Origin of the sequence: Cytobacillus sp. Bac17 (assembly GCF_024519925.1) — a bacterium.
Classification (GTDB): domain Bacteria; phylum Bacillota; class Bacilli; order Bacillales; family Cytobacillaceae; genus Cytobacillus; species Cytobacillus pseudoceanisediminis.
In genome coordinates this window covers 779502-791978 of sequence record NZ_JALJRC010000001.1, presented here as the reverse complement: position 1 = coordinate 791978, position 12477 = coordinate 779502, and the positions used below count along the sequence as shown (strand labels likewise).

Genomic DNA, 12477 nt, shown 5'->3' with positions numbered 1-12477 from the left:
AAAGCTGTGTTAAACCTTAAAATGGATTTAGCACTATGAAATATTTTTTCAGGGGGAGATTGGGATGGCCAAACGAAAAGCTGAGTATAATGCAGTTGAAAAATACAGCAAGACGCCTAAGAAGAACCTTCAGGAATCAGAGTTTTCAGCAGAATTCAGCCAGGGAGAAAATCCCATGAAAATGGCTAACCGCAACTCCAAGCATGGGGAAGAGGGAAGAGCCTAGTGGATCATAATAAACAACGAAAAAAAGGACGGCAAAATGGCTCGGCCAATGTTGAATTCGGTATGGAGTTTGGTGATATAAATGCCGGAAAACTTTATGAGCTGCCATTTATGAACCGTGATAAAGATAATAAGAAAGATCGGGATAAATGCTAAAAAAAAAACCGGCAGATTTCTGCCGGTTTTATCAATCATGTATAGGGCCAGTAAAGATGGAAACTTTTTCTGAGCTTGAGTCGAAATAGGCAAGCAAAACTGAGTCTCTCTTTTCAATTATTCCATCCTTAATATATTTTTCAATATCAAAAGATAATCTTTCACTTAAGGTATGTTTGTATATTTCTTTTTCATTCAGCTGAAGGCTTAAGAAGTCTTCTCCCAGCTGGATTGGATTTTCAAGCAGAGACTGGTAAAGCTTTGATCTCTCGGATTTTTCAAAGCTTGGCTGCCACCAGGGTTTTCTTGGCTTGTATTTTTGTTTTGAAATATAGTCAAGCTTCATAAGGCCTTCTGCTATCTCCAAATCAGCAATGTTTTTTGACTGCAGGAATTCAAAAAGCCGTTTGAAAAGATCCTCAAGCTGATGGCCAATTCTGGACCATCCTTTTTGTTCCCAATAACTGCCGAATTCCTGGAAGAAATCGAATGGAGTCGGAAATACTTTTGTAACTAAATATTCAACAGTCGCATCCATTCTATGATCATTCCAATATTTCTCTAATACATCTTCAACCTGTTTAATGCGAATGATGTCATCAAAGGACAAAACATTATTTCCAAGTATTTCATATGGAGAATGGTCCATATAAATATATTGATGTTCTTCTGCTCTCAAGCGAAGCCCGGTGCCTCTCAGCATTTTTAAGAAGCCGAGCTGGAGCTCTTCCGGCCGCATTGCAAATACATCGTTGAATGTTCTTTTGAATGAATCATAATCTTCCTCAGGAAGTCCGGCAATTAAGTCAAGATGCTGGTCAATTTTCCCTCCATCCTTTACCATTGTGACTGTTCGGCAAAGCTTGTTAAAGTTCTGCTTCCTCATGACCAATTCATTTGTATAGTCGTTTGTAGATTGCACACCAATTTCAAATCGGAATAATCCTGCTGGAGCTTCCTTGTTTAGAAATTCAATCACTTCAGGTCTCATGATGTCGGCAGTGATCTCAAATTGAAAGACAGTACCAGGCAGATGTTCATCAATTAAAAATTGGAACATCTCCAAGGCATAACTGCGGCTTATGTTGAATGTGCGGTCCACAAATTTAAGGGTTTTTGCGCCATTCCTCATTAAATATCGGATGTCGTCCTTAATTTTTTCCCTGTCAAAGTATCGCACGCCTACTTCAATAGAGGAAAGGCAAAACTGGCAGCTGAATGGGCATCCCCGGCTGGTTTCTATATAAGTGACCCGTTTAGAAAGGTGGGGAATATCTTCTTCAAAGCGGAATGGCGAGGGCAGCTCGCGCAAATCCAGCTTATTCCGCTGAGGATTAATACGAACCTGGCCATTTTCCCTGAAAGCAAGACCATGCACATTTTCCATATTCATTGTGCCATTCAGCTCTGTAAGCAGCTGTTTGAACGTTTCCTCACCTTCACCGATAACAATGTAATCAAATTCTTTTACATTGTTCATCCAATCCGCAACATCATATGTTACTTCAGGTCCTCCGACTGCAATATGAATGGAGGGGTCAATCTTTTTAATCATTTTAATGACCTTAATGGTCTCTTCGATATTCCATATATAGCAGCTGAATCCGATCACATCAGGTTTTTTGCGGACCAGATCTGTAACGATATTCATTACCGGATCTTTAATTGTATATTCGGCTAATTCCACATCGAAATCAGGCTGAGCATATGCCTTTAGATAGCGGATCGCTATATTTGTATGAATGTATTTGGCATTAAGCGTACTGGCGATAACTTTCATTTATTTTTGAACTCCCTTTTTAGCTACTTAAACATCATATAATTGTATCATATTTTTTAATGAAAAAAAGGAAGTAAAACATTGACATATAATAAGGAAAATAAATTATACTAATTATTATAATATTTATAAAAATTCAACAATTTGTATTATAACTATAGTAAGATAGTAGAAAAATATAATATCTAGCTGGGAGAGGGAATGAATGAAGGTAAGTCTTTTTGCAACATGTCTGGTAGATATGTTTCAGGGAAATGCAGGCAAGGCAGCTGTTGAACTGCTAGAACGCCTGGGATGTGAAATAGATTTTCCGGATGCACAGGTCTGCTGCGGCCAGCCTGCCTACAACAGCGGCTATGTGAAGGAATCAAAGGAAGCTATGAAAAGGATGATCACAGCATTTGAACATGCAGAATATGTTGTTTCCCCTTCTGGATCTTGCGCTTATATGTTTCAGGAGTATCCTCATGTTTTTAAAGGTGACTCTGTGTGGGAACCCAGAGCAAAAAAGCTTGCCGAAAAAACATACGAACTTACTCAATTTATTGTTGAAGTTCTAAACGTTGACGATGTAGGTGCAAAATTAAAAGGAAAGGCCACCTTTCATACATCCTGCCATATGACCAGGCTTCTTGGAGTGAGAGAAGCACCTATGAGATTATTAAAAAATGTGAAGGGTCTGGAATTCGAAGAGCTTCCCGGCAAGGAGCAATGCTGCGGTTTTGGCGGTACTTTCTCCGTGAAAATGGCTCAAATATCTGAACAAATGGTAGATGAGAAGGTTGGACATATAGAGGAGACAGAAGCAGAAATTCTCATTGGAGCTGACGCGGGGTGCCTGATGAATATTGGAGGCAGGATCGGTAGGCAGGGAAAGCCAATAAGGGTTATGCATATTGCTGAAGTGTTAAATTGCCGCTAAGCAATTAATGGACATGCTTTCTTAAAAAGCAGGATAGACAGATTTGAAAGTTGATCATTGTCTAGCATAAGCAGCCTGGCGCCTCGTGTGACACTGGCGGGTAAGGCGCTTGCGCTTAAGGGGGAATAGAAATGGCTATGAAAATAGGAACAAACGACTTTAAGGATCGTGTAGATTCCGGAATAAGCAATTCCTTTATGAGAGGGGCAGTTTCAGGTGCACAGGAAAGGCTTCAGACAAGAAGGCTAGACGCTGCAGCAGAACTTGGAAATTGGGAAGAATGGCGGTCGCTTTCAGAAGAAATTCGCCAGCATGTACTGGAAAATCTTGATTTTTACTTATACCAGCTCAGCGAAAATGTAGCTAAAAGGGGAGGGCACGTTTATTTTGCTGAAAGTGCTGAAGAAGCCTCTGCCTATATACGGGAAGTAATTGAAAAGAAGAATGCAAGAAAAGTAGTTAAATCAAAATCGATGGTAACCGAAGAGATTCATTTAAATGCCTCACTGGAAGAGGCCGGATGCCAGGTCATTGAAACTGATTTGGGGGAATACATCCTTCAGGTAGACGACCATGATCCCCCTTCACATATAGTGGCGCCTGCCCTTCATAAGAATAAAGAGCAGATTCGGGATGTTTTTGCAGAAAAATTGAACTATCAGAACACAGAAAAGCCGGAAGAACTTGCGTGGCATGCGAGAGAAATGCTGCGCCACGAATACTTAACCGCCGATGTTGGCATTACGGGCTGCAATTTCGCTGTTGCTGAAACCGGTTCAATCACATTAGTGACTAATGAAGGCAATGCAGATCTTGTCACTGCCTTGCCTAAGACGCAAATTACGGTAATGGGCATGGAAAGGCTGGTCCCGACTTATGAGGAAATGGAAGTGCTTGTAAGCATGCTGACAAGGAGCGCTGTTGGACAAAAGCTTACGAGCTATATTACTGTTCTGACAGGTCCAAAAGAAGAACTCGATGTCGATGGTCCTGAAGAATTCCACCTGGTTATAGTGGACAATGGCCGCTCTTCGATTTTAGGAGGAGAGTTTCACTCCATTCTCCAATGTATCCGCTGTGCTGCTTGTGTAAATGTTTGTCCCGTATATAGGCATGTTGGCGGTCATTCCTACGGATCCATCTATTCAGGCCCGATTGGAGCGGTCCTGTCCCCCCTTTTAGGCGGCTATGATGATTATAAGGAATTGCCTTATGCATCAACACTTTGCGGAGCCTGCACGGAAGCCTGTCCAGTCAAAATCCCTCTTCATGAACTTCTTCATAAACACCGGCAGGTAATTGTCGAAAAAGAAGGAAGAGCTCCCATATCGGAAAAGATGACCATGAAGGCTTTTGGACTGGGAGCAGCTTCACCGTCCCTTTACAAACTGGGGTCAAAGCTGGCACCGGCAGCCATGAATCCATTTACCGCAGGCGACAAAATTACAAAGGGACCAGGCCCATTAAAGGCATGGACAGAAATCAGGGATTTTCCAGCTCCTAATAAAGAAAGATTTCGCGATTGGTTCAAAAATCGGCCGAAAGGAGGCGGACAGCAGTGAATGGAACAATTCAGAATCGAGATGCTTTTTTAAGTAAAATTGCAGGCAGATTAGGCAGAGAAAAAAGAGTTACTGGAGTGGAAAGACCAAAATGGAGCTTTAACCCGCAGGATGCAGTCTTGAAAGAAGCAGATGCTGATGAGCTTCTTGAAGCATTAAAGACACAGTGTACGAAAATCCACACTGATCTTGTTGTAACCAATGCTGACAATTTGACTGAAACGCTCAAAGAAATTGTAGCCCAATATGGCGGGGGGCCAGTTGTGACCTGGAAGGATGACCGCTATAGACAGTTTGGGCTTACACCGCTATTTAAGGAAATTTGGCCAAAAGAGAAAGTAGAGGTATATGAGTGGGATTTTTCTGAAGAAAGAAGAAATATTGACTACGCAGAACATGCTAACATCGGAATTACGGTCAGTGAGATAACTCTGGCTGAATCCGGCACAGCAGTCTTGTTCAGCAGCAAAGATCACGGGCGGACAGTCAGCTTTCTCCCTGCTGCTTCTATCATCCTTATTCCGAAGAGCACCCTGGTCCCGCGTATGACACAGGCTGCAAGGATCATTAGGGAAAGGGTAAACTCAGGGCAGCTGGCACCTTCCTGCATTAACTTCATTACTGGACCAAGCAACTCCGCTGATATTGAGATGAACCTCGTTGTTGGTGTACATGGGCCTGTAAAGGCTGCGTATATTGTTATTGAAGATTTATAATGCCTTTGACACCTGGCATTCTGGTTTGTTAGTACGAGAAAAAAACGCCAACTTTTGTTGGCGTTTTTTTCTGAAAGCGTCCCAGGCGAGATCAGCTTCTATAAGAGGAAGAAGGTTTAGAATATCAGTAGCTAGTTTATTTGAAATGTTCACATTTTCTATGATGGAATGACATTTAAAAACATAAACAGAGGGGAATTTGTTTTCAAAGATAAAGTTTGGATTGGAGCCGACAGTGATTTATTGCAGCTTTATGGGAGAACGAATTGTTATATTGAGTTCTTTAAAACCGGTACTACAAGAAGTGCATATTTCGGATTTGGTAGCGCCAGCAGCGAAGGTCTCACTGTAAGAAATGAAAGGCCAGGCGGTGAACTAACCCTTGTAGCCGGATCTTGTGGGAATGTTAATATTCTGAGGAATGATTTGAAAGTACGTTCAACCACTTATACTTCTGATGAAGAACTAAAAAGTGAAATTGAATTGTATACCAAATCTGCACTAAAAGAAATCCTTGCAACTCCTGTGAAACAGTATTACTTAGAAGGTGATATTCCGGGAGTAGATAAAAAAGGCTTGGTCTTACCTATCAGGAAGCGCCTGTTGATATTGTAACACCACAAAAGGCGCTTGTGGGTATGCAATAGACGTTATGGAATGGAAAGCCATTCAGGAATTATCCCCAAAATTAGATGTGGCGCTTACAGAATTAGAAAATCTAAAAGCCCAAATAGGAGGAGAAATTACATTATGAGCGGAGATAATCAAAAAATTTCTATAGACCCTTATCTTCAAAATGAACTTGGAAAACTAAAACACGAAAATATTATCTTGAAGGCACAATTTAATGTGGTTTCTCAAAACAAAGAATTGCAGCAGAAAATCCAGGAACTTGAAAATAATCTAATTGAATCAAAGGAAGCAAATGGTACAAAAGAACCTAAGATTTAAGGGTTCTTTTTATTACCTTCAAAGGAGGTATTGTAAGTGACAAATGAGGTGGAAACAATGGATTTATGGAAGACATCTGTAAAGAAAGACATTGAAGAAATGAAAGGTGATATTCGCCGGCTACAGGATAAAACACTCTTACAAGACCAAATAATCCAGAACATCCAAGGTGACCTAAAGGAAATTAAAGAAGATACTAAAGAACAATTACAAATGCCATTATTATGTCCGTTTTCACTGCTATAATTGGCGGCGGTATTGCAATTATCTTTACAGTGTTTAAAGGTTAGGGAAAGTAAATTACTTTGTAGAAGAACTATTAATGCAAAATGGAGATAGTTGCCGTTACTTGATGCAGAAGGTTTTCATTTACTACCTTATAGAGTGCTCAATGTGGAAAAGAATATAAATTTTAGCCACTTAAGTCCATATAGCTGGACAAGCACAAGATATCCTTATATGGAGGTTGGTTATCTTGAAGGAGACGGTTAATGAAAATATGTACGACAAAGAAATTGCAGAAATAAAAGGGGATCTTAGAGATATTGAGAATCGGGTGAACAATCTTGAAAAAATTACAACTCGACAGGATCAACAAATTATTTCAATAAATGAAAAGCTAAATAAAATTGACGAAAATACAACATGGATAAAAAGAACAATTACAGCAGCCATTATCACTGCAATCAGTACTGGAATCATTGGGGGAGCGATTGCAATTTTTTATAATGTTTTAAGAGGGGGACAATGAACATGATCAACTGGAAGATTCGCTTTAAAAATCCTGTATTTCTAGCACAGTTATTTCTAGCTTTTTTTGCACCAATACTAGGATACTATGGTTTGACTGCACAGGACCTCACTACTTGGGGTTCTGTTTTTAATTTGCTGGTCGGAGCTTATTCTAATCCATATGTTTTACTGCTGATAGTGGTGAGTGTGTGGAATGCTTTAAATGATCCTACAACAAAAGGAATAGAGGATAGTCAACAAGCAAAACGCTATCAATGGCCTAAATAAGCTGCCCTTTTGGGTGGCTTTTCTTATTCCTTAAAGGGGGTGAGGGTCATGTGAGTTAAGGACAGCAGTACAAGCAGTTAATAGATTTGTGAATAAAAATATTATTAGAGGTGATTTAAATATGGTAAAACTTTTTATTGATCCAGGTCACGGCGGCACTGATCCAGGTGCAGTAGGAAATGGTCTTCAGGAAAAGAATTTAACACTTCAAATCGCTACACGTATAAAAGATATTCTAACCCTTGAATATGATAATATTTCCATCCGTATGAGCCGAACTGGAGATCAAACAGTATCTTTATCTGAGCGTACAAATGCTGCCAATGCATGGGGAGCTGATTACTTCTTGTCAGTTCATATTAATGCAGGCGGGGGAACAGGATATGAAGACTATGTTTATCCAGGAGTTGGAGCACCTACGTCCACCTACCAAAACAATATTCATGCTGAAGTAATTAAGTTGGTAGATTATTATGATCGCGGTAAAAAGCAGGCAAACTTCCATGTACTTCGTGAAACATTGATGCCTGCTTTGTTAACTGAAAATGGATTTATTGACAATGCCAATGATGCAACAAAGTTAAAATCAAGCACATTTATTGAAAATTTAGCCCGTGGACATGTTAATGGAATTGTGAAGAGCTTTAATCTTCCCAAGAAGAGTTCAGCGGTCTACCACACTGTTGTATCTGGAGATACTGTATATTCTTTAAGCAGAACCTATGGGAGCACAATCCAGCAGGTCCGGGATTGGAACAATCTTGATGCAGACTATACTATCTATGTTGGTCAGCGCTTACGTGTCAAATAATAAATAAACCCTTTTTCGATCGAGAGTGGTTATGGAAAATCAAGCCCATCATGGTTTAGCAATTGATGGATTAGTAGGCAGGAATATTTCGTGCAAAATAATCTAAAGGTCAGCCCAGGATGAACAATCCGGGGCATTATTTTTTTCATAAACAAAAAGTTCCACTTTGGAACAATCAAATTATTCAAGAACCCTTTGTGTTATTTTTAGCGTATTAGTTGTTTATAAAGGAGGAATGAAAGATTTTATATCTTTTATATATAGTTACTTGCCTGGCAGTTACAGTTTTCTTCAGCGTTCTGGTTTGGTATTTAATCTATATAGGTGCAGCTGGCGTCGCGGTTGTGGCTTCAATTATATGGTTTGGGTTCATTGTTGGGTTCTTGACAGAAAGAGAAAACAGGGAAAACGATAGGTCGCTTTTTAGCAATCAATATTAAAAACCCTACTCACTCGAGAGGGGCTTTAGTATATTACATCTTTAATTTTCTCCCCGGGTACTCCATAATATCTCGCCAACTTTTCAAGGTCCTCCAGTGAGGGATTAATTTTGTTACATTCGTAGTAACTGAGTTTTTAATATAGATCCCAGTAGCTTCTGCTACTTCTTTTTGAGTCTTGTTCTTTTCGAACCTTAACATTCTTAAATTGATACCTATACTTCCATACATGTTATCACCCAATAATTATTTCGGCAAGAATTACCTGACTTTAATCCAGCAGGCAATATAAAAAGCCCCATCCGAAGAAAGGGCTTATCTAGTCATAGCAACTTTACAGTTGCAAAACTCATTATAGAATATAAGTATTAAAACGGCAAAGCAGCCTTCAGGATTGATTTCCTTCACATTCTCAGTAATATCATTCTTAAATAGGGAAAAAAATTATCTATAAAATTAAAAGGCGTTTGGAAAATGAGGACATTTCCAAATGCCTTTTGTCTACACTGTAAACCAGTTATATAAAACTGGTTTTTTCATTTCTCAGTCAATTGTTTTTTTTATTTCATCCAAATAACTGTATACGGTAACTTTTGAAATACCAAGCTTTTCTGCCACTTTATCTACAGATCCTTTGATTAGAAATATCCCTTTCTCATCCATAAACTTGATTAATTTAATTTTTTCTTTTCTTTTTAACTCTTCGGTTCCGTAATTGGCAATAATGCGATCTATTAAATCGTCTGCAATTTCTACTACATTTTCCATAAGTTCCACATTTTCTTTTTCTTTTTCTTCCTCATCTTGTCCAATACCCATAAAATCATCTAGAAATTCCTTAAAATGAATCATGCTTTCCAAACTATAATTAACACAAAGTGCCCCAATAACTTTTTCGTTCGAATCTCTAATTAAAGCTGTAGATGATTTTATTTCCTTTCCATCGTCGGTACGTATTTTATAATTTGCCAAATAATCGTTCTCAAATTTACTAGATAGAAGCACTTGCTTCACTAGGTGATCGAAAGCCTGTCCAACTTTTCTTCCTGTTACATGATTATTAACAGCGTAAATCACTGAGTTTTGAGGAACGGTTAAGTCATGAATGACGACCTCACAATTCCGTCCAAAGGTCTTTGCGATTAAATTAGCGATTGGGATGTACTTTTTTAATTCTTTATTATTGATATTCATAAGATGGTCCCTTCTTTTTAAACGATATCTATTTATTTGAATCATTTCTAACATGAAATATATATATTTTTATATAAAAATCTTTATTGTGTTGACTTTTGTATAACTTTTTATATAATTTTAATAAATAATAATGATTTAGTTCTATTTTATATAATTTTTTATGTGTTTTCAATTTAAAATATATAAAAGTTTCTTTTCTTGAATTGAATAGTTAATCTCCTTTGTAATTTTTACAATTAACTTAAACTAATTACTACTTTGGTCATCGGTTAGTTGATAAAAAAGTTTTTTAAATCCTACCTACTCAATTGCAACCATGAAAATACTCACTCCCACAAGCTTATCAAAAAAATAAAAAGGAGCCGATAAAATGAAATATGTTGAGTTAGATACACCAGCACTTTTAATTGATAGAGAAATAATGATGGATAATCTTCGCTTCATGCAAAATTACGCTAATGAACATAAAGTACATTTACGTCCACATACCAAAACTCATAAAATGCCTAAGCTTGCTAGATTACAAGAAGAATTAGGCGCAGTTGGAATTACAGTAGCAAAAGTCGGTGAGGCTGAAATTATGGCTAAAAACGGCTTGAAAAACATCTTTATTGCCAATGAGATTGTTGGAAAATCAAAAATTCAACGAATTAGAAAATTAGCTGAGACCATCGATATCTCGTTTGGTATAGATAATAGTTACCATGTAACTGAAATTGAAGAAGTATTCAAAGGAGCAGAGAAAAAAGCCCAGGTTCTAATTGAAATTGAAGTAGGAGAACAACGCTCAGGGATTATGGAAGAAAGTGATTTCAGAACATTATTAGAAAACGTAAAGGCTTGTAAACATGTTGAACTTAGAGGGATTTTTTCACATGATGGGCATTCCTATAAAGCTGAAAACATTGATGAATGTAAAGAGCTTTATCTTGAAAGTGTAAACCGAACCTTGCACTTTGCAAGAATAGCAGAAGAGATGGGAGTTAAACCTGAAGTAATAAGTATTGGCTCGACTCCTCCTTTCATGCTCAATTTCGAGATACCGGACGGGGTTACTGAAATTAGGCCTGGTACCTATATTTTAATGGATTCCTCACAGGCAAACGTTATTGGCACATATGAGCGATGTGCAGCATCGGTCCTTACAACAATCATCAGTAAACCTACTAATGAACGGGTGATTACAGATGTTGGGGCAAAAGGAATTACAGCCCAAACACGAAGCGAGGGACATACAACCACAAATGGTTTGGGGCGTATAAAGGAGTTTGAAGATGTCTATATTCACGGTGTTTTCGACGAACATGCGATCATTTACAATAGAGATTTCCGTAATCAAGTAAATATTGGAGATAAAGTACAAATTATCCCAAACCATATTTGTCCGGTTTGTAATTTATATGAAAAAGCTTATTTGCTTTCCAAAGGCGAAGTTGTTGAAGAAATCCCTATCGACTGCCGGGCAAAACTGCAGTAAATAATTTTGTATTCTCAGTTTCAATTATAAGATCTCTTATAGAGTTTGGACTGATTGAATCAGTTTATTCACAAATTTGATAATGGAAAGGATGAGTTACAATGATCGATTTAAGTGCAATGGGAAACACTGAGTTTCTACTTCTTAGTAGGTCTGAAATTGCCTCCATGATTTCATCTAATGATTACTTAACGGCAATGGAGAGTGCTTTTAGAAAACGGTCTGAAGGTCGAGCTCTAGTTCCAGGATTAATGCACGCGGATGTAGAAGACGGAGAATTTCATATTAAGAGTGGCGGACTTAAAATTGACAAGACGTATTTTGCGCTGAAAGCAAATGGCGGATTTTTCGGAAATTGCACCAAATTCGGCTTACCAAACATTATCGGATTGATTATACTGTTTGATGGTTCGAATGGGAGACCCTTATCCATCATGGACTCAACGGAAATCACCTCAAAGCGTACTGCTGCAACAACAGCAGTGGCAGCAAAATATCTTGCCCGTTCAGACTCATCAACAGTCACTATTTGTGGCAGTGGAAACCAAGCGAGAGTTCAGCTGAAGGCTCTTATGAATGTCATTTCTTCTATCTCTCAAGTATACGTATGGGGAACTAACCAGAACAAGATAGAAAAATTTTCGAAAGAAATGTCAGAGGAGCTTAAAGTGAACATTGAGGCTACTGATAATTTAGCCGATGTTGCACCTAAAAGCGATATTATTATTACTTGTACTTCTGCAAAAAAATTCTTTCTGCACGAAGAGTATGTTCGCCCTGGGACCTTCATTTCTGCAGTTGGTGCAGACAGCCCAGATAAACAAGAACTTGACCCGCAACTTTTGGCAAGTGGAAAACTAGTTGTGGATATTCTAGAACAATGTGCACATGTAGGAGAGCTCCATCATGCTATGGATGCAAATCTAATGTCTACTGGGGATGTTTATGGAGAATTTGGGGATATTGTTACTGGTAAAATTGATGGACGAACAAATTCTGAGGAAATTATTATTTTTGATACCACAGGTAGTGCGATTCAAGATACAGCTGCTGCAGTCGCTGTATATGAAAAAGCTATATCACTTGGCAGAGGAAAACTTTTAAATATTTACGAATAATATTTAATGGAAAATAAGAGCTTTAGTAGTTTCCAACATTAAAACTGTTTATAAGAAGGATCTGTTGAGAAGGTCGCATCTAAGTTAGGCATTTCCAAAGTA

At 38.2% G+C, this 12477-nt stretch carries 15 protein-coding genes and 1 pseudogene; 13 read left to right on the top strand and 3 right to left on the bottom strand.

Features of this window, described 5'->3' with window-relative positions; genetic code table 11:
- The first annotated feature begins 64 nt into the window (after nucleotides 1-64).
- Together NR125_RS03950 and NR125_RS03945 are read left to right on the top strand one after the other, a co-directional pair.
- On the top strand, nucleotides 65-226 hold the full coding sequence (locus NR125_RS03950; RefSeq protein WP_019381612.1) for a hypothetical protein: 162 nt from the start codon (nucleotides 65-67) through the stop codon (nucleotides 224-226).
- Entirely contained in the window at nucleotides 226-381 is a 156-nt protein-coding gene (locus tag NR125_RS03945) for a hypothetical protein (RefSeq protein WP_009331079.1), read from the top strand. Before NR125_RS03950 ends, NR125_RS03945 begins: the two co-directional genes overlap by 1 nt.
- 31 nt (nucleotides 382-412) lie before the next feature.
- Here the strand turns inward: NR125_RS03945 and NR125_RS03940 are convergent, their stop codons facing one another.
- Nucleotides 413-2161, bottom strand: a complete 1749-nt coding sequence (locus tag NR125_RS03940) for a B12-binding domain-containing radical SAM protein (protein WP_009331078.1) — start codon at nucleotides 2159-2161, stop codon at nucleotides 413-415.
- A gap of 205 nt (nucleotides 2162-2366) precedes the next feature.
- On the opposite strand from NR125_RS03940, the gene NR125_RS03935 reads away from it, so the two are divergent.
- The 9 genes from NR125_RS03935 (at nucleotide 2367) to NR125_RS03895 (ending at nucleotide 8143) form a co-directional block, all read left to right on the top strand.
- Complete coding sequence (locus tag NR125_RS03935; RefSeq protein ID WP_009331077.1) at nucleotides 2367-3083, top strand: (Fe-S)-binding protein; 717 nt, start codon at nucleotides 2367-2369, stop codon at nucleotides 3081-3083.
- Between the two features lie 131 nt (nucleotides 3084-3214).
- Nucleotides 3215-4645, top strand: a complete 1431-nt coding sequence (locus tag NR125_RS03930; protein ID WP_256814737.1) for a LutB/LldF family L-lactate oxidation iron-sulfur protein — start codon at nucleotides 3215-3217, stop codon at nucleotides 4643-4645.
- Nucleotides 4642-5361: a LutC/YkgG family protein gene (locus NR125_RS03925; RefSeq protein ID WP_009331075.1), complete on the top strand. Its 720-nt coding sequence runs from the start codon at nucleotides 4642-4644 to the stop codon at nucleotides 5359-5361. Before NR125_RS03930 ends, NR125_RS03925 begins: the two co-directional genes overlap by 4 nt.
- A 168-nt stretch (nucleotides 5362-5529) precedes the next feature.
- Complete coding sequence (locus NR125_RS03920; protein ID WP_019381613.1) at nucleotides 5530-5976, top strand: hypothetical protein; 447 nt, start codon at nucleotides 5530-5532, stop codon at nucleotides 5974-5976.
- 135 nt (nucleotides 5977-6111) lie between these two features.
- Nucleotides 6112-6312: a hypothetical protein gene (locus NR125_RS03915; RefSeq protein ID WP_019381615.1), complete on the top strand. Its 201-nt coding sequence runs from the start codon at nucleotides 6112-6114 to the stop codon at nucleotides 6310-6312.
- A 36-nt stretch (nucleotides 6313-6348) separates the two neighbouring features.
- Nucleotides 6349-6558 carry a hypothetical protein gene (locus NR125_RS03910; RefSeq protein WP_256814736.1) on the top strand — a complete coding sequence of 70 codons (210 nt, stop codon included), beginning with the start codon at nucleotides 6349-6351 and terminating at the stop codon, nucleotides 6556-6558.
- 229 nt (nucleotides 6559-6787) lie between these two features.
- Nucleotides 6788-7063 (top strand): hemolysin XhlA family protein, encoded by a 276-nt coding sequence (locus NR125_RS03905; RefSeq protein ID WP_019381617.1) that lies wholly within the window; start codon nucleotides 6788-6790, stop codon nucleotides 7061-7063.
- A gap of 2 nt (nucleotides 7064-7065) precedes the next feature.
- On the top strand, nucleotides 7066-7332 hold the full coding sequence (locus NR125_RS03900; protein ID WP_026041693.1) for a phage holin: 267 nt from the start codon (nucleotides 7066-7068) through the stop codon (nucleotides 7330-7332).
- Nucleotides 7333-7453: 121 nt separating this feature from the next.
- Entirely contained in the window at nucleotides 7454-8143 is a 690-nt protein-coding gene (locus tag NR125_RS03895) for an N-acetylmuramoyl-L-alanine amidase (protein WP_019381619.1), read from the top strand.
- Between the two features lie 465 nt (nucleotides 8144-8608).
- Here NR125_RS03895 and NR125_RS29880 read toward each other — a convergent pair.
- Nucleotides 8609-8704 (bottom strand): annotated as a pseudogene (locus NR125_RS29880) (helix-turn-helix domain-containing protein); the annotation flags it as partial.
- A 422-nt stretch (nucleotides 8705-9126) separates the two neighbouring features.
- Nucleotides 9127-9777 carry a helix-turn-helix transcriptional regulator gene (locus tag NR125_RS03890; protein WP_071160454.1) on the bottom strand — a complete coding sequence of 217 codons (651 nt, stop codon included), beginning with the start codon at nucleotides 9775-9777 and terminating at the stop codon, nucleotides 9127-9129.
- A 373-nt stretch (nucleotides 9778-10150) separates the two neighbouring features.
- On the opposite strand from NR125_RS03890, the gene NR125_RS03885 reads away from it, so the two are divergent.
- Nucleotides 10151-11257 carry a D-TA family PLP-dependent enzyme gene (locus NR125_RS03885; protein WP_019381622.1) on the top strand — a complete coding sequence of 369 codons (1107 nt, stop codon included), beginning with the start codon at nucleotides 10151-10153 and terminating at the stop codon, nucleotides 11255-11257.
- Nucleotides 11258-11358: 101 nt separating this feature from the next.
- Nucleotides 11359-12375: an ornithine cyclodeaminase family protein gene (locus tag NR125_RS03880; RefSeq protein ID WP_019381623.1), complete on the top strand. Its 1017-nt coding sequence runs from the start codon at nucleotides 11359-11361 to the stop codon at nucleotides 12373-12375.
- The last annotated feature ends 102 nt before the right edge of the window (nucleotides 12376-12477 follow it).

Bases quoted from the DNA above. Each gene is read 5' to 3' on its own strand.
- NR125_RS03930 (WP_256814737.1), top strand. From the start codon at position 3,215: ATGGCTATGAAAATAGGAACAAACGACTTTAAGGATCGTGTAGATTCC.
- NR125_RS03920 (WP_019381613.1), top strand. From the start codon at position 5,530: ATGACATTTAAAAACATAAACAGAGGGGAATTTGTTTTCAAAGATAAA.
- NR125_RS03935 (WP_009331077.1), top strand. From the start codon at position 2,367: ATGAAGGTAAGTCTTTTTGCAACATGTCTGGTAGATATGTTTCAGGGA.
- NR125_RS03950 (WP_019381612.1), top strand. From the start codon at position 65: ATGGCCAAACGAAAAGCTGAGTATAATGCAGTTGAAAAATACAGCAAG.
- NR125_RS03895 (WP_019381619.1), top strand. From the start codon at position 7,454: ATGGTAAAACTTTTTATTGATCCAGGTCACGGCGGCACTGATCCAGGT.
- NR125_RS03915 (WP_019381615.1), top strand. From the start codon at position 6,112: ATGAGCGGAGATAATCAAAAAATTTCTATAGACCCTTATCTTCAAAAT.
- NR125_RS03940 (WP_009331078.1), bottom strand. From the start codon at position 2,161: ATGAAAGTTATCGCCAGTACGCTTAATGCCAAATACATTCATACAAAT.
- NR125_RS03885 (WP_019381622.1), top strand. From the start codon at position 10,151: ATGAAATATGTTGAGTTAGATACACCAGCACTTTTAATTGATAGAGAA.
- NR125_RS03880 (WP_019381623.1), top strand. From the start codon at position 11,359: ATGATCGATTTAAGTGCAATGGGAAACACTGAGTTTCTACTTCTTAGT.
- NR125_RS03890 (WP_071160454.1), bottom strand. From the start codon at position 9,777: ATGAATATCAATAATAAAGAATTAAAAAAGTACATCCCAATCGCTAAT.
- NR125_RS03900 (WP_026041693.1), top strand. From the start codon at position 7,066: ATGATCAACTGGAAGATTCGCTTTAAAAATCCTGTATTTCTAGCACAG.